Source organism: Epibacterium ulvae, assembly GCF_900102795.1.
In the GTDB taxonomy this organism is placed as follows: Bacteria; Pseudomonadota; Alphaproteobacteria; order Rhodobacterales; family Rhodobacteraceae; genus Epibacterium; species Epibacterium ulvae.
The window spans coordinates 41,475-56,656 of the sequence record NZ_FMWG01000014.1 but is presented as its reverse complement, the minus strand read 5'-3'; the positions used below and the strand labels follow the sequence as shown (position 1 = coordinate 56,656).

Sequence of the window (15,182 nt, the reverse complement as noted above, 5' to 3'; positions counted from 1 at the left end):
GCAGCGTTTTTATTTACGCACCCAACGTTTTCCAAAGTGCATCGTCGCCGAGTTTTTCAACAAACGCATCATGCGCAGATTTTTCTTCTGCGCTCAGACGTGAGGGCAGGGGCGTTGAACGTGGTTCGGGGCGCCAATCATCTGAAATCGTACCACCACCTGCGCCAGCCGTTGCCGACAGCCCGAAATCTGGTTGTCGTCCACCAATCAGTTCAAGATAGACCTCTGCAAGAATTTCCGAGTCGAGCAAAGCCCCGTGCAATGTCCGATTGGAATTATCGATGCTAAACCGTCGGCACAGCGCATCAAGTGTTGCCGGCGAGCCAGGGAAACGTTTGCGGGCAATCGCTAAGGTGTCTAACGCCTGCTCCATTGGAAGCTGCGGCAGCCCCATCCAGCGCAGCTCAGCATTGAGAAATTTCATATCAAAGCTGGCATTGTGGATCACCATTTTTGAATCACGTACAAAATCCAAAAATCCCCGGCCGATCTTAGCAAAAACTGGCTTATCACGCAGGGTGACTGCTCCGGGTTCTGGTGGCTGCGGAGGCTCCAATAGATCAGGTCCAATACCATGCACACCGAAAGCCTCAGCCGGCATTGAACGTTCAGGATTAATGTAAACGTGGTAGGTTTCACCTGTTGGCATATGATTCAACAGTTCAACTGCCCCGATCTCTACAATCCGATCACCGGATTCAGGATCAAAACCGGTTGTCTCTGTATCCAATACAATTTCACGCATGAGAAATCCGTTTTCTGATCTGTGTCAGAATATCTTCTACCTGTTTCTGTGCATGGTCCAGCGTATCCGTTTCAATGTGAAACTCTGAGCGGGTCAATTTTTCCGATATTGGCATCTGCTTCTCAAGGATCTTTTGAAATTGCACTTCCGTCATAGTTCCACGTGCAAGAACGCGTTCTTTTTGTCGCTCTGCTGACACATGAACACAGGCTACTGCATCCATTTCGATCTCTGCACCAGTTTCAAAAAGAAGGGGAATATCAAAAACCAAAACCTCAGCCGGTGCCTGATCCCTAAATGTCTTGCGATCCGCCTGAACCAATGGATGCACTATCGTTTCTAATTGCACCAATACAGTTGAATCACGGGTAATGAGATCACGTAGCTTGCGCCGATCAACTGTGTTGTCAGTGATCGCCTCGGGCAGGGCAGCTGCAATTGGCGCAACAGCAGCACCGTATTTTTCATACAAGCGATGTACTGCCTGATCCGCATCCCAAATAGCGCAACCAGCTGATTTGAACATACGGGCTGTTGTGGATTTTCCCATGCCAATCGAACCAGTGAGACCAAGGCAAAAACTCATGCCAACGCAGCCGCGCGGGCTGCTTCATCAACCTCTGGGCGTTTCCCAAACCAACGCTCAAATCCCGGTACTGCCTGATGCAATAACATGCCCAAACCGTCCACTGTGGTACAACCAATTTCCCGAGCAGTTGCCAACAGATTGGTTTCTAGAGGTGTATAGATCAGATCAGTCACAACAGCATCTGGCTGCAAGCCATCTAAAGGAATACGTAACCGTGATTTTCCAACCATACCCAAAGAAGTTGTATTAACGACCAGTTTGCCCTCTTCAACAATATTCGCCGCCTGAACCCAGTCTTCTACCCGGATCTTTTTACCAAAATCCGATTGCAACTGCTCAGCTCGTTCGCGGGTGCGATTTGTCAGAATGATTTCGGGCACGCCGGCTTCAAGCAAAGATGCAATCACGGCGCGGCACGCACCGCCGGCACCAAATACAACTGCTGGTCCCGATGTTGGATCCCAATCTGGTGCGCCCTGGGCAAGATTGGTTATAAATCCGTACCCATCAGTATTATCAGCCAGAATTTTCCCATCCGTGCGGAAAATAAGCGTGTTCGCCGCACCCATGAGTTTTGCGCGATCCGTGACCTGATCAGCGATGTCCATCAACGCCTCTTTATGCGGGATCGTCACATTTGCCCCGACAAAGCCAGCCTTGGGCAACGTCCGAATAACCCGTTCAAGATCTTTCTCTTCGACATGAAGCGGCACGTAGTGGCCGGCGATCCCATAGGTTTTGAGCCAGTGATTGTGCAACAAAGGCGACCGTGAATGCGCAATCGGATTGCCGATTACGCCGGCGAGGGGAATTCTGGCGTCGCTCATTGCTCAATCACTCCTTGCAGTGCGAGATAGTTCAAAAGCTCCAACAGCGGTAACCCCAAAACATTAAAGTAATCTCCTTCAATGCTGGAAAACAGCCGAACGCCTTCTTCTTCAAGTTGATATGCTCCGACGGACTCCCGGATACTTGGCCAGTTACGCGCTACATAGTCTTTCAGGTATTTATCAGAACTCATACGCATGCGCAGCCGAACCTGACCAACATGCCGCCATATCGGTTCACCGTCTTTATATATGACCGCTGCAGACAGCAAGCTATGGCGTTTTCCTCTCATCTGCCGCAAGTGTTGCAACGCATCCTCTTCAGACATTGACTTTGAAAAAATTAACCCTTCAAAATCAAGAACTTGATCACATCCCAATACCATTTTCCCGGGGTGCTTTCCGCTTACTTTTCGAGCTTTTGTTTCTGCAAGCGCATCGGCAATATCACGCGGGCTTGCTCCTTCAGCCAGCAATGCCTGTTTAAGACTGCTCTCATCCACACGTGCTGGCTGTACCTCAAAAGGAACCTTGGCATTTTTCAGCAAAGTGGCACGGATCTCGGATCCAGACGCCAGAACGATGTGGGCAGACATGTGGAAAACCCCGTGTGCAACATTGAAATGGTTTCAGGATGGTTTGTATGAATCTGCTCCAAAATGGCAACCCTTGGATAGTTCGAAAATCTCGCCCCATTCGCCGGCAGATTCGCCCTTCGTGGATGAGGATAACTCAAAAATCCGGGAAAAAGGATTCGCCGGCGATTCCCCCCGTAGTTATCCCCAGATTCGGCCGGCTGAGTCGAAAATTCAAACTAACTTATTCTTAAGGCTCAAAAGATGAGTCGCGCACAGAATCAGAAACATGTTCTGGAATCTTACCCACACTGGGGATAAGCAAAAGGAAGACTCAATTATCCACGGAAATTGGCCTTACCTACAAAAACATCATCTTCTTAAAATATATATATTTATTTAAGGGAGTGATCATGGACGAGAAAACGAACCTATGGATCTGACAGACTTACTTTATACGCTCTATCCATATGCAAAATCGCTTCATATCATGGCAGTGATTTCTTGGATGGCAGGGCTATTCTATCTTCCTCGTCTCTTCGTCTACCACGTGGAACAGGCTGAGAAGGTTCAAGAGTGCAAACCTGTCTTTCTTGTCATGGAAGACAAATTGCTAAGAGTGATCATGCGTCCTGCAAGCGTCGTGACGTGGCTTGCAGGACTTTTCATGGTGATAACCCCGGGAATAGTCGATTGGAGCACTCTATGGCCCTATACGAAGGGTGTCAGCGTCATAGCGATGACATGGTTCCATCATTGGCTAATCTATCGCCACAAAGATTTTGAAAGAGGACGCAACAAACTAACGGGGCGACAATATCGTATGATGAACGAAGTCCCTACCGTTTTGATGGTTGTTATTGTGGTTTCTGTAATTTTCAAATTTTGATCACGGTTTGACTCATACCGTTTGAATGCTTATGAAGTGGTTCAAACGGCCCCGTTCGGGTAACCGTATTTTCCATTATTTCTGTGATGACGCCCCCTGATATAGGGCAGCAAAGGCCGTATTCTGATGACCGTTCAAACCCTGAATCTTGCTGATCTCAAAGCAAAAAGCCCAAAAGCCTTGCTTGCAATGGCCGAAGAGCTGGAGATCGAAAACGCATCTACTATGCGTAAAGGTGAGATGATGTTCCAGATTCTGCGCGAACGCGCCGATGAGGGATGGCAGATCGCCGGCGATGGTGTTTTGGAAGTTCTGCAAGACGGGTTTGGCTTTTTACGCTCTCCAGAAGCGAACTACCTTCCGGGCCCTGATGATATCTATGTATCACCAGATATGATCCGTCAGTGGTCTTTGCGTACAGGGGATACTGTTGAAGGGTTGATCAAAGCGCCGCTCGAAAATGAGCGGTATTTTGCGATGATAAACGTCACTGCAATCAACTTTGAAGAGCCTGAAAAAGCCCGCCATAAGATTGCATTCGACAACCTCACGCCGCTTTACCCAGAAGAGCGCCTGAAGATGGAAGTCGAAGATCCAACGATCAAAGACAAATCGGCTCGTGTCATTGATCTTGTTGCCCCTATCGGTAAGGGACAGCGTTCGCTGATCGTTGCGCCACCGCGGACTGGTAAAACGGTCATTCTACAGAATATCGCAAACTCAATCGAAAAAAATCATCCTGAGTGCTACTTGATCGTTCTCTTGATCGATGAACGCCCGGAAGAAGTCACAGATATGCAGCGCTCAGTGAAGGGTGAGGTCGTCTCCTCAACCTTCGATGAGCCGGCAACACGTCACGTTGCAGTGTCTGAGATGGTAATTGAAAAAGCAAAACGTCTTGTCGAGCATAAACGAGATGTAGTTATTCTTCTTGATTCGATAACAAGACTTGGTAGAGCCTTCAACACTGTGGTGCCTTCTTCAGGTAAAGTACTTACAGGTGGTGTTGATGCAAATGCTTTGCAACGCCCTAAACGGTTCTTTGGTGCAGCTCGTAATATCGAAGAAGGTGGGTCTTTGACCATCATCGCGACGGCGCTGATTGATACCGGTAGCCGCATGGATGAAGTTATCTTTGAAGAGTTCAAAGGAACTGGTAACTCTGAACTCGTTCTGGATCGTAAGATTGCCGACAAACGCGTCTTCCCAGCCATTGATATCCTTAAATCTGGAACCCGTAAGGAAGATCTTTTGGTTGATAAAGGCGACTTGGCAAAGACATTTGTACTACGTCGTATTCTCAATCCAATGGGGACAACGGATGCCATCGAATTCTTGTTGTCTAAATTGAAGCAGACCAAGAGCAATGGTGAGTTTTTCGATTCGATGAACACCTAGCCTATCGCCGGCAAGAGAGGACGACGGCATCATGGATACAATTTTCGCGCTGGCCACTGCCCAAGGCAAGGCCGGCGTTGCTGTTATTCGTATTTCTGGATCACTAGCCTTTGAAACGGCACGGGCACTTTGTGTGAAACCCCTACCTAAATCTGGTAGAGGATTGCGGGTTCTGATCGATGAAGCCGGCCAAGTCCTAGATGAAGCTCTGGTTCTTACTTTTGAAGCACCTAAAAGTTTTACCGGTGAAAATATTGTAGAATTTCAGATACATGGCGGCATAGCTGTTGTATCTGCAGTTCTCAAAGCCTTGGAAAGTTGTTCCGATGCAAGGATTGCTGAACCAGGTGAGTTTACGCGGCGTGCTTTAGAAAATGGGCAACTTGATCTCGCCCAAGTTGAAGGTCTTGCCGATCTTATTGATGCCGAGACTGAGGCACAAAGAAAACAAGCACAGATTATCCTTGCCGGCGCACTTGGAGAATTGGCCGAAAAATGGCGTGCAGATTTAATTCGTGCAGCCTCTTTGATCGAAGTTACAATTGATTTCGCAGACGAAGACGTTCCTATTGATGTAACACCAGAGGTATCAGCTCTATTGTCTTCTGTTATATTGGACTTAGAGAGGGAAACCGCTGGCGTTCGAATAGCTGAGCGCATTAGAAGCGGATTTGAAGTTGCGATCGTTGGAGCACCGAATGTTGGAAAATCAACACTGCTGAATGCACTTGCTGGGCGCGATGCTGCTATCACGTCAGAATTTGCGGGCACTACACGGGATATCATTGAAGTAAGTATGGATTTGGAAGGCTTGCCTGTAACGCTATTGGACACGGCTGGCCTGCGCGAAACGGATGACCATGTAGAAGGTCTTGGTATTGAACGGGCAAAGAACAGAGCGGTGTCCGCTGATCTTCGTGTTTTCCTCGTAGAGGAAAATGAGATATTGGATATTACCGTTCAAAAAGGGGATATCCGTTTGTTACCAAAGGCAGATATCAGACCTGAAGCTGGGAATACCATTTCGGGTAAAACCGGCGAAGGCGTAGATCAGCTTGTTGCAGATATTTCTAGCCAATTGAAACTACGTGCTGCTTCTGCAGGTATTGCAACACGCGCACGTCATAAAGACGCTATGAATTCTGCCCTAGCAGCGTTAAACGAAGCCAAGCAGATTTTACAAAACGGCCCAGAGTTATATGATATTGCTGCAGAAGAAATGAGATCTGCGATCCGCGCTCTAGAAATGCTTGTAGGGCGGGTAGGGGTTGAAAATCTTCTCGATGAGATCTTTGCTAGTTTTTGTCTTGGAAAATAAGGAGTGTTTCACGTGAAACATTCAGATTACGATGTGATCGTTGTCGGTGGCGGCCATGCTGGAACTGAAGCAGCTCATGCATCTGCTCGTTTAGGTGTTCGTACTCTGTTGGTGACGCTCAAGCGTGCTGGAATTGGAGTGATGTCGTGCAATCCGGCCATTGGCGGCCTGGGTAAGGGGCATTTGGTTCGCGAAATTGACGCTCTTGATGGTGTGATGGGGAAAATTGCTGATTTAGCAGGTATCCAATTTAGGCTTCTAAATCGACGTAAAGGACCAGCTGTTCAAGGCCCACGCGCACAATCTGATCGGGCCATTTATCAATCCGAAATGCTGCGTGCTACTGAAAATCAGGAAAGCCTTGATATAGTCGAAGGTGAAGTTACTGATTTTATTATGATAAAAGGACACGTTTCTGGTGTTCAATTGGCAGATGGTAGCGAGATTTCTTCAAAGAGTGTAATTCTGACTTCCGGGACGTTCTTACGCGGTGTTGTTCATATAGGGGATGTCTCGCGGCCTGGCGGTCGTATGGGAGATAAGCCTTCGATCAAATTGGCAGAACGGCTCGACAGTTTTAAATTACCACTCGGTCGATTGAAAACTGGTACGCCACCACGGTTAGATGGCCGTACTATCAACTGGGATGTACTGGATTCTCAGCCAGGAGATGATGATCCTGTATTTTTCTCATTCATGACCAAGCGGCTTTCTGCGAAGCAGGTAAGCTGCGGAATAACGCACACGAACCAGAAGACGCATGATATCATCCGAGAAAATTTGGAACGCTCAGCAATGTATGGGGGACATATCGATGGTGTTGGTCCGCGCTATTGCCCCTCTATAGAAGATAAGATCGTACGCTTCTCTGAAAAGACATCTCATCAGATATTTCTAGAACCAGAGGGAGTGAATGATCATACTATTTACCCCAATGGTATTTCGACGAGCCTACCTCAAGATGTTCAATATGATTATGTACGTTCTATCTTTGGTCTGGAGAATGCTAAAATTCTGCAACCGGGATATGCAATTGAGTATGATTACATCGACCCACGTACGCTTACCTCGCAACTGTCTTTAAAAGATATTCCAGGATTGTATCTAGCGGGGCAGATCAACGGAACGACGGGATATGAGGAAGCTGCAGCGCAGGGGATGGTCGCGGGATTAAATGCTGCTTTAAGTTGCTTGAATAAGGAACCGTTCGTATTTTGTAGATCAAATAGCTATATTGGCGTGATGATTGATGATTTAACAACAAATGGGGTTTCCGAACCCTATCGTATGTTTACATCAAGAGCAGAATTCCGGCTTTCACTACGTGCTGACAATGCGGACCAAAGATTGACTCCTACAGGTGTTGAACTTGGCTGTGTCTCTGATGCACGCAAGGCATTGTTTGGTGAGAAGATGGACCAGTTGACGAAGGCGAGGGATGTTTTAGATCGTCAGATTTTTACACCTACCCAAATTCAAAGAGTGGGTATCAAAGTAAATCAAGACGGAAATAAGCGGACTGGCACGGCTATTTTGGCATTTCCTGATGTGAATTTTGAAAATTTGATAGCGCTGCTGCCTGAATTGTCCGATACATCCAGCGATATCCGCCGGCAAGTTGAGCGTGACGCACTGTATGCGCATTACATTACGCGGCAACAAAAAGAAATTGCTGCGATGAAACGAGACGAAGGATATCGTATACCTGTCGATTTTGATTACGACATTGTTGATGGATTATCAAATGAAGTGAAGTTAAAGCTGACCCGTGCTAAACCTGAAAGTCTGGCGCAAGCCTCACGTGTTGAAGGCGTGACTCCAGCGGCGTTGGCATTGCTTCTGGCGCGTTTAAAGCGTGATAATATTAATAAGGCACGTGCGGTATGAACGAGGATTGGCACGAACGTTTAAATGTTTCACGTGAAACATTTGAAAGACTTCAGATCTTTGAACAAACCATCATTAAATGGAACCCAAAGATCAACCTTGTTTCAAAAAACAGCCTTACGGATCTGTGGACGCGACATATTCAAGATTCAGTTCAAGTTTTTCGTTCAGTAGATTTTTCTGAAAATTGGGTAGATATCGGCAGCGGAGGCGGCTTCCCTGGCGTCGTTTCTGCAATCCTTGCTCATGAGATAAGTCCAAATACGAAATTTACCTTGATAGAAAGTGATCAACGTAAATCTGCATTCCTTCGAAACGTCGCGCGGGAATGCGGTATAAGCATAAACGTTGTTAGTAAGCGTATTGAGCACGTTGATGCAATGTGCGCAGATGTGTTGTCAGCTCGTGCACTTGCAGATTTAAGCCTTCTTTTTGAATTTTGTGAGCGACATCTTGCGAAGGATGGTGTGGCTCTTTTCCCCAAAGGGCAAACTTGGAAAAAAGAAGTGGATAACGCAAGAGAGCGATGGCAGTTTGATTGCGAAAGCATTAGAAGTGAAACCGAACCAAAAGCGGTTATTTTAAAAATTCAGGGGATCGCTCGTGTCTGATTTTTCCCGCCCATATGGGCCACGCATCATTTCGGTTGCTAATCAAAAAGGTGGTGTAGGGAAAACGACGACAACAATCAATCTCGCAGCAGCACTTGTTGAAAGTGGTTTACGTGTTCTGGTTGTCGATCTGGATCCTCAAGGGAATGCATCAACTGGATTGGGTATTGAAACGCCGGATCGGATTCGTACCACATATGATCTGTTGGTAGAAGATGCGCCCTTAGCTGATGTAATTCGTCAGACAGAAATTGACGATCTTGCAATTATTCCATCAACGATCGATTTGAGTTCAGCGGATATTGAACTGTTTGCAAATGAAAAACGCAGTTTCCTTTTGCATGATGCATTACGTCAGCCGCTAATGGAAGAATATGAATGGGATTATATCCTGATTGATTGCCCGCCTTCGCTGAATCTGCTGACAGTCAATGCAATGGTTGCATCAGATTCAGTGTTGATTCCGTTGCAGAGTGAATTCTTCGCACTAGAAGGGGTATCACAATTGATGCTCACCATTCGGGATGTGCGCCAATCAGCCAATCCAAACCTTCGGATCGAAGGTGTCGTTTTGACGATGTATGATCGTCGTAATAATCTTTCATTGCAGGTTGAACAAGACGCACGGGATAACCTTGGAGAGTTGGTATTCGAGACAAAAATTCCGCGCAATGTACGTGTCAGCGAAGCACCTTCATTTGCGTTACCTGTTCTCAGTTACGATACCAATTCTACAGGTGCTAAGGCATATCGTGAATTGGCAGGCGAAATGTTGACTAAGCATCAAAATATAGCGGCCTAGCCGTACGGAGGCACTAATGGCAAAAGAAAAAGAAAAGGGAAAGCCCCGTGGCCTTGGACGGGGACTATCGGCATTGATGGCAGACGTAAATCCTGAACCCGTGAGCACCGCGACGCAAGCGCCGCGGAATGCAGAAGTATTGGTCCCGATTGAAAAGGTACGTGCAAATCCTGATCAGCCACGTCGGCAATTCCTTCAAGAAGATCTGGATGATCTGACAGCATCGATCCGGGAAAAAGGCGTTTTGCAGCCGCTGATCGTGCGTCCACGACCCGGTGGAATGTATGAGATCGTTGCGGGTGAACGTCGCTGGAGAGCTGCTCAGGGTGCTAAACTCCACGAAGTTCCGGTTCTGATCCGCGACTATTCTGATGTTGAGATGATGGAAGTTGCTATCATCGAAAACATTCAACGTGCTGATCTAAATGCTATGGAAGAAGCGATGAGCTACAAGCAGCTCATGGAAAAATTTGGCCACACACAAGAGAAGATGGCGGAAGCACTGGGGAAGAGCCGGAGTTATATCGCCAATCTTGTCCGGTTGCTTCACCTGCCTGACGATGTGCAACAGTTGGTTCATGAACGTCAATTGTCTGCAGGCCATGCGCGCGCATTGATCACATCTGATAATGCATCTGATCTTGCCAAAAAGATCGTTAAAGGTGGCTTGTCGGTTCGCGCGACCGAAGCTTTGGTAAAGAAAGATGTAACAGGGGATAGGCCAGCTGCGAAACGTCGATCAAAACCATCTGATGATAAAGATGCAGATACGCGCGCATTGGAAGGTGACCTATCAGCAACCTTAAAGATGCAAGTCTCTATTGATCACACGCCAGGCAAAGAATCTGGTTCAGTTACGATCTCATATAACGATCTGGATCAATTGGATGAGCTTTGCAATTTGCTTAGCCGTTAGGGCGTGTCCATATAAACAGTAATACGACGCTTAATGTGGTGGCTTGGATTAGTAAAAGATGCAGTGAAAGCCCATAAGCAAGCGATAGACTGAAAGCAGCGGCAACTGATACGGTTGCCGCTATTTTTGCTTTTGGGCGGATTACACCAGAGCTTTGCCAGTCTTCAATCATTGGACCAAAGGTTGCGTGTCCAATAAGCCAGGTGTGTAAGCGTTCTGAGGAACGTGCAAAGAAGAACGTCGCGAGGAGTAGAAATGGCACGGTTGGCAGTAGGGGCAGGGCTGCACCAATCGCTGCAAGGGCTACACAAAGGCAGCCTAAAGCTGAATAAAGAACCCGCATATTAATCCAGTAAAAGTTCGCGTAATACAGCGTTTAAAACCGCACGACCTTTGTCTGTCGCGGCCAATCTCTCCTTACAGGTAGTTACCATTCCCATATCGACAAGGTGTTGGACGCCAGCAGCGGGCAGAGATGTTCCAGAAAGCTGTGTATAGCGGTGCATATCAATACCTTCTTTTAAGCGAAGGCCCATCATCAAAAATTCAACAGCGCTGTCTTGGGGTGTTAGCGTTTCGGTTGATGATATTCCGGAGCCATTTTTGACAGCGTCTAACCAAGCTCCAGGAGCGCGATGGCACTCAGTCGCGATCTTTGTGTCATTCAAAGATAAACGACCATGTGCACCAGGCCCGATACCCAGATAGTCTCCATAGCGCCAGTAGATTAGATTGTGTCGCGATTCAGCGCCGGCTTTGGCGTGGTTTGAAATTTCATATCCGACCATATCATAGTTTGCGCAGATGTCTTGTGTCGCTTGATACATGTCTGCAGCAGTATCATCCGTTGGCAGGTCACGAAGTTTACCACGTGCATATCTATCGCCAAATGCGGTGCCGTCCTCGATTGTCAGTTGGTAAAGAGACAGATGATCTATCGCCATAGATAGGGCCTCTTTCAGTTCCAGCCGCCAGTCCTCTAGGCTCTGTCCTTGTCGGGCATAAATCAGATCAAAGCTAACCCGATCAAAGATAGAACGTGCGGTGTCAAAAGCTGTTTTAGCTTCTGCAACTGAATGGATACGACCAAGACGCCGTAGATCCTCGCCGTTGAGTGCCTGAACGCCCATTGAAATTCTGTTGATACCGCCGTCGCGATAGCCGGCAAAGCGTCCAGCCTCAACTGACCCGGGGTTTGCTTCTAATGAGATTTCAATGTCATTGGCAAAGGGCCAGATGGAACGCGCTTTTTCAATGACTGTCGCAACAGTATCTGGGTGCATCAAAGACGGTGTGCCACCGCCAAAAAAGATCGAGTTCAAAACTCGACCCTTTAGCTGTTCCGCATGGCGTTCGAGTTCGATGATATAGGCATCTGCCCAACGGCTTTGATCAATATGAGAAACGACGTGGCTGTTAAAATCGCAATAGGGGCATTTGGCTTGGCAGAATGGCCAATGGACATACAGGCCGAAGCCCCCGTTACGCCAGTCATCCACTGAAGCATCCTTTGACGAAAGCAGTTACGGCGCGGCCTCGGTGGCTGATCTTGTGTTTATCTTCTGGAGCCATCTCAGCACATGTGATGATTTCACCATCGGGTTGAAACATTGGATCATAGCCAAAGCCGTGTGCGCCACGAATGGGCCAGACCAATTGACCGGGCATGACGCCTTCAAAGACTTCATCATGTCCGTCTGGCCAGGCAAGAACCAGCGTGCAGCGAAACTGAGCAGTCCGGGGCAGGGGGGCGTTGATTGCGTCTAATTCAGTATTCGCGCGTGTCATGGCCATCATGAAATCGCGGCCTTCACCTGTTTCAGCCCAATCAGCTGTATAGACACCAGGTGCCCCATTTAGTGCATCAATTGTGATACCAGAGTCATCAGACAGAGCTGGTAGGCCAGTAGCTTTTGCAGCGGCATGAGCTTTGATACGTGCATTTCCAACAAAGGTGTCCTCGGTTTCTGGAGGCTCGGGGAGGTTCATCTCAGCCGCGCCAACAACCGTCACGCCATAAGGTTGCAGCAGTGTCTTCATTTCAGACAGCTTACCTTTGTTGTGTGTGGCGACCAGTAGCTGGTCGCCTTCAAATTTACGGGTCATGCGCAGGCCGCCTTTTGCATTTCAGCCAGTTCAGATGTGCCTTTTGAGGCCAGATCCATCAGTTGGTTCATTTGATCCCGTGAGAAGACAGATCCCTCGGCGGACATTTGAACCTCGATCAGGTTGCCACTGCCGGTCATGATAAAGTTCCCATCCACGCCGGCTTCTGAATCTTCGGGGTAATCCAAGTCCAAAACAGGTTGACCTGCATAGATACCACATGAGATCGCTGACACGGGATCTACCAAAGGATCAATTTTCACGTCGCCGGCTTTCATCAATTTATTCACAGCCAGACGTAAAGCGACCCAACCACCCGTGATAGACGCACAGCGCGTGCCACCATCTGCCTGCAGGACATCGCAATCGATGGTAATCTGACGCTCACCCAAGGCGACGCGATCCACGCCGGCGCGGAGCGCGCGCCCGATCAGGCGCTGGATTTCTACGGTACGGCCGCCTTGTTTACCGCTGGCCGCTTCGCGACGCATCCGTGTGTTGGTTGCACGGGGCAGCATTCCATACTCTGCAGTCACCCAACCCAAACCCGATCCCTTGATGAAGGGTGGCACGCGCTCGTCAAGGGTTGCGGTGCACAACACATGGGTATCACCCATTTTGATCAGGCATGAGCCTTCTGCATGTTTGGTAAAGCCGGTTTCAAAAGAAACAGAACGCATTTCATCAAGCTGTCGTCCGGAGGGTCGCATCGGTAATCCTTTATCTACTGCGCTTGGGATAGCCTTGGCGTCGGCGCGGATGCAAGCACGGATCATGAATTTCAGGCTTGGCTTGCTGACATTGCTGTTTATTCTACGTAGATGACAGAGCAGATCTAATATCGGTGTGGCAAATCATGAATGACGCAGAAAGCATCCTGAGTGACATGAACGATCGCTCTCGCGATGTGTTCCGCGCCGTGGTTGAAACCTATCTGGACAGTGGCGGTCCGGTCGGCAGTCGTACCTTGACCCGATCATTGAGCGAAAAGATCAGTGCGGCGACAGTGCGTAATGTTATGCAGGATCTGGAATACTTGGGTCTTCTTGACAGTCCACATGTGTCCGCAGGACGGGTGCCAACCCAAATGGGGTTGCGTATGTTTGTGGATAGCCTTCTTGAGGTCGGAGATCTCGACCGTCAGGATCAACAAAAAATAGACGCCACAATGGGCCAAAATGCCGGCGATGTGGGCGCGATGCTGGATCAGGTTGGTGCTGCGTTATCAGGAGTCACACAAGGAGCTTCTCTGGTGTTGACCCCAAAACATGAGGCTGAGATTCGACATATCGAATTTGTCTCTCTCGCACCTGATCGGGCCCTTGTTGTTTTGGTGTTTTCAGATGGTCAGGTCGAAAATCGTCTTTTTACACCACCGCCTGGTCAGACGCCCAGTTCAATGCGAGAGGCTGCGAATTTCCTGAATGCGTTGATCGAAGGGCGCACGCTTAGCGAAGCGCGGCGTGATGTTCAAAGCGAAATCCAGAAGCGCCGCCAAGAGATTGATTCGCTCGCCGGCGAGTTGATTGAAAGTGGTTTTGCGGTTTGGGACAATGATGATTCCGAAGATGCACGCCTGATTGTGCGTGGTCGCTCAAATCTATTGGCCGAAAATGATGCTGAGGCGGATCTGGAACTGATGCGGCACCTCTTTGATGACCTTGAACGCAAGCGGGATATCGCAGATTTTCTGCAATTAACCGAAGAAGGCGAAGGTGTGCGCATTTTTATTGGCTCTGAGAACAAACTTTTCTCACTTTCGGGTTCCTCTTTGGTGGTGTCTCCCTATATGAACTCGGATCGAAAGATCATTGGTGCGGTGGGGGTCATTGGCCCGACGCGCCTGAATTACGGACGAATCGTGCCGATTGTGGATTACACGGCACAACTGGTGGGCAAATTATTGTCTGACCGGAGCTAGAGGTGAAACATGGCAGAGCCGAAAAACGAAGATTTCCTGGATGATATCGCAACTGCGGAAGCGGAAGAGTTGGCAGAGCTGACGGATGAGATCGACGAGGGCGATCTGGAAATCGACAGCCTGCGTGCGGAACGTGATGAGTATAAAGATCGCTTTATGCGCGCATTGGCAGATGCTGAAAATGCACGTAAGCGCGGTGACAAGGCGCGTCGCGAAGCAGAGCAATATGGTGGCTCAAAACTGTCGCGGGATATGCTTCCTGTCTATGACAACCTGAAACGGGCTTTGGAAGCTGCAACAGATGAGCAGCGTGAAGTCTCTGCTGCTTTGATCGAAGGCGTTGAGCTGACAATGCGTGCACTTGTTGGTGTGTTTGAAAAGCATGGAATTCAGGTGATCACCCCAGCAGTAGGGGACCGGTTTGATCCGCAGTTCCATGAAGCCATGTTTGAAGCGCCTGTGCCGGGCACCAAAGCCGGCGACATCATTCAGGTTTCTGCCGAAGGCTTTATGCTGCACGACCGCTTGCTGCGGCCGGCGCAGGTTGGCGTGTCATCCACACCTGCCTAACGGATCTGAGGCTCCACCGCCTCAGATA

General features: G+C 48.5%; 17 protein-coding genes. 9 read left to right on the top strand and 8 right to left on the bottom strand.

What is annotated here, in order from left to right; all coding sequences use genetic code 11:
• Positions 1-13: 13 nt before the first annotated feature.
• Genes dnaQ through BLP79_RS17085 form a run of 4 tightly spaced genes read right to left on the bottom strand, consistent with a single transcriptional unit; the run spans position 14 to position 2,757 of the window.
• The gene (dnaQ, locus tag BLP79_RS17100) at positions 14-745 is read right to left on the bottom strand and encodes a DNA polymerase III subunit epsilon (protein ID WP_090220917.1); all 732 of its coding nucleotides are present in this window, start codon (positions 743-745) and stop codon (positions 14-16) included.
• Positions 738-1,331: a dephospho-CoA kinase gene (gene coaE / locus BLP79_RS17095; protein ID WP_090220916.1), complete on the bottom strand. Its 594-nt coding sequence runs from the start codon at positions 1,329-1,331 to the stop codon at positions 738-740. Before coaE ends, dnaQ begins: the two co-directional genes overlap by 8 nt.
• Positions 1,328-2,161 (bottom strand): shikimate dehydrogenase, encoded by an 834-nt coding sequence (locus tag BLP79_RS17090; protein ID WP_090220915.1) that lies wholly within the window; start codon positions 2,159-2,161, stop codon positions 1,328-1,330. The genes coaE and BLP79_RS17090 overlap by 4 nt, the downstream gene beginning before the upstream one ends.
• Positions 2,158-2,757 carry a Maf family protein gene (locus BLP79_RS17085; RefSeq protein WP_090220914.1) on the bottom strand — a complete coding sequence of 200 codons (600 nt, stop codon included), beginning with the start codon at positions 2,755-2,757 and terminating at the stop codon, positions 2,158-2,160. The genes BLP79_RS17090 and BLP79_RS17085 overlap by 4 nt, the downstream gene beginning before the upstream one ends.
• Positions 2,758-3,169: 412 nt before the next feature.
• Between BLP79_RS17085 and BLP79_RS17080 the strand changes: the two genes are divergently transcribed.
• From BLP79_RS17080 to BLP79_RS17050, 7 genes are all read left to right on the top strand, one after another.
• Positions 3,170-3,625, top strand: a complete 456-nt coding sequence (locus tag BLP79_RS17080) for a CopD family protein (protein WP_090220913.1) — start codon at positions 3,170-3,172, stop codon at positions 3,623-3,625.
• A gap of 126 nt (positions 3,626-3,751) precedes the next feature.
• Entirely contained in the window at positions 3,752-5,023 is a 1,272-nt protein-coding gene (rho, locus tag BLP79_RS17075) for a transcription termination factor Rho (RefSeq protein ID WP_090220912.1), read from the top strand.
• Between the two features lie 31 nt (positions 5,024-5,054).
• Positions 5,055-6,341 (top strand): tRNA uridine-5-carboxymethylaminomethyl(34) synthesis GTPase MnmE, encoded by a 1,287-nt coding sequence (mnmE, locus tag BLP79_RS17070; RefSeq protein ID WP_090220911.1) that lies wholly within the window; start codon positions 5,055-5,057, stop codon positions 6,339-6,341.
• 12 nt (positions 6,342-6,353) lie between these two features.
• Positions 6,354-8,228, top strand: a complete 1,875-nt coding sequence (mnmG, locus tag BLP79_RS17065) for a tRNA uridine-5-carboxymethylaminomethyl(34) synthesis enzyme MnmG (RefSeq protein ID WP_090220910.1) — start codon at positions 6,354-6,356, stop codon at positions 8,226-8,228.
• A complete protein-coding gene (gene rsmG, locus BLP79_RS17060; protein ID WP_090220909.1) occupies positions 8,225-8,839 on the top strand; it encodes a 16S rRNA (guanine(527)-N(7))-methyltransferase RsmG in 615 nt (204 codons plus the stop codon). The genes mnmG and rsmG overlap by 4 nt, the downstream gene beginning before the upstream one ends.
• Positions 8,832-9,641, top strand: a complete 810-nt coding sequence (locus tag BLP79_RS17055) for a ParA family protein (RefSeq protein WP_090220908.1) — start codon at positions 8,832-8,834, stop codon at positions 9,639-9,641. Before rsmG ends, BLP79_RS17055 begins: the two co-directional genes overlap by 8 nt.
• A 16-nt stretch (positions 9,642-9,657) precedes the next feature.
• Positions 9,658-10,557 (top strand): ParB/RepB/Spo0J family partition protein, encoded by a 900-nt coding sequence (locus BLP79_RS17050; RefSeq protein WP_090220907.1) that lies wholly within the window; start codon positions 9,658-9,660, stop codon positions 10,555-10,557.
• Here the strand turns inward: BLP79_RS17050 and BLP79_RS17045 are convergent.
• From BLP79_RS17045 to rph, 4 genes are read right to left on the bottom strand one after another with little or no spacing between them, the layout of a single operon-like run.
• Positions 10,547-10,900, bottom strand: coding sequence for a YbaN family protein (locus BLP79_RS17045; protein ID WP_090220906.1), 354 nt, complete (start codon positions 10,898-10,900; stop codon positions 10,547-10,549). The two genes, BLP79_RS17050 and BLP79_RS17045, sit on opposite strands and share 11 nt — an antisense overlap.
• Before the next feature lies 1 nt (position 10,901).
• Positions 10,902-12,056 (bottom strand): radical SAM family heme chaperone HemW, encoded by a 1,155-nt coding sequence (gene hemW / locus BLP79_RS17040; protein WP_090220905.1) that lies wholly within the window; start codon positions 12,054-12,056, stop codon positions 10,902-10,904.
• Positions 12,049-12,663, bottom strand: coding sequence for an RdgB/HAM1 family non-canonical purine NTP pyrophosphatase (gene rdgB / locus BLP79_RS17035; RefSeq protein WP_090220904.1), 615 nt, complete (start codon positions 12,661-12,663; stop codon positions 12,049-12,051). Before rdgB ends, hemW begins: the two co-directional genes overlap by 8 nt.
• Positions 12,660-13,373, bottom strand: coding sequence for a ribonuclease PH (gene rph / locus BLP79_RS17030; RefSeq protein WP_090220903.1), 714 nt, complete (start codon positions 13,371-13,373; stop codon positions 12,660-12,662). Before rph ends, rdgB begins: the two co-directional genes overlap by 4 nt.
• A gap of 146 nt (positions 13,374-13,519) precedes the next feature.
• Between rph and hrcA the strand changes: the two genes are divergently transcribed.
• Positions 13,520-14,584 (top strand): heat-inducible transcriptional repressor HrcA, encoded by a 1,065-nt coding sequence (gene hrcA, locus BLP79_RS17025; RefSeq protein ID WP_090220902.1) that lies wholly within the window; start codon positions 13,520-13,522, stop codon positions 14,582-14,584.
• Between the two features lie 9 nt (positions 14,585-14,593).
• Positions 14,594-15,154, top strand: coding sequence for a nucleotide exchange factor GrpE (locus BLP79_RS17020; protein WP_090220901.1), 561 nt, complete (start codon positions 14,594-14,596; stop codon positions 15,152-15,154).
• Positions 15,155-15,182: the final 28 nt, after the last annotated feature.

Bases quoted from the DNA above. Each gene is read 5' to 3' on its own strand.
- BLP79_RS17090 (WP_090220915.1), bottom strand. From the start codon at position 2,161: ATGAGCGACGCCAGAATTCCCCTCGCCGGCGTAATCGGCAATCCGATT.
- BLP79_RS17020 (WP_090220901.1), top strand. From the start codon at position 14,594: ATGGCAGAGCCGAAAAACGAAGATTTCCTGGATGATATCGCAACTGCG.
- rho (WP_090220912.1), top strand. From the start codon at position 3,752: ATGACCGTTCAAACCCTGAATCTTGCTGATCTCAAAGCAAAAAGCCCA.
- dnaQ (WP_090220917.1), bottom strand. From the start codon at position 745: ATGCGTGAAATTGTATTGGATACAGAGACAACCGGTTTTGATCCTGAA.
- BLP79_RS17085 (WP_090220914.1), bottom strand. From the start codon at position 2,757: ATGTCTGCCCACATCGTTCTGGCGTCTGGATCCGAGATCCGTGCCACT.
- rph (WP_090220903.1), bottom strand. From the start codon at position 13,373: ATGCGACCCTCCGGACGACAGCTTGATGAAATGCGTTCTGTTTCTTTT.
- BLP79_RS17080 (WP_090220913.1), top strand. From the start codon at position 3,170: ATGGATCTGACAGACTTACTTTATACGCTCTATCCATATGCAAAATCG.
- hrcA (WP_090220902.1), top strand. From the start codon at position 13,520: ATGAATGACGCAGAAAGCATCCTGAGTGACATGAACGATCGCTCTCGC.
- BLP79_RS17045 (WP_090220906.1), bottom strand. From the start codon at position 10,900: ATGCGGGTTCTTTATTCAGCTTTAGGCTGCCTTTGTGTAGCCCTTGCA.
- coaE (WP_090220916.1), bottom strand. From the start codon at position 1,331: ATGAGTTTTTGCCTTGGTCTCACTGGTTCGATTGGCATGGGAAAATCC.
- rdgB (WP_090220904.1), bottom strand. From the start codon at position 12,663: ATGACCCGTAAATTTGAAGGCGACCAGCTACTGGTCGCCACACACAAC.
- mnmE (WP_090220911.1), top strand. From the start codon at position 5,055: ATGGATACAATTTTCGCGCTGGCCACTGCCCAAGGCAAGGCCGGCGTT.
- BLP79_RS17050 (WP_090220907.1), top strand. From the start codon at position 9,658: ATGGCAAAAGAAAAAGAAAAGGGAAAGCCCCGTGGCCTTGGACGGGGA.
- rsmG (WP_090220909.1), top strand. From the start codon at position 8,225: ATGAACGAGGATTGGCACGAACGTTTAAATGTTTCACGTGAAACATTT.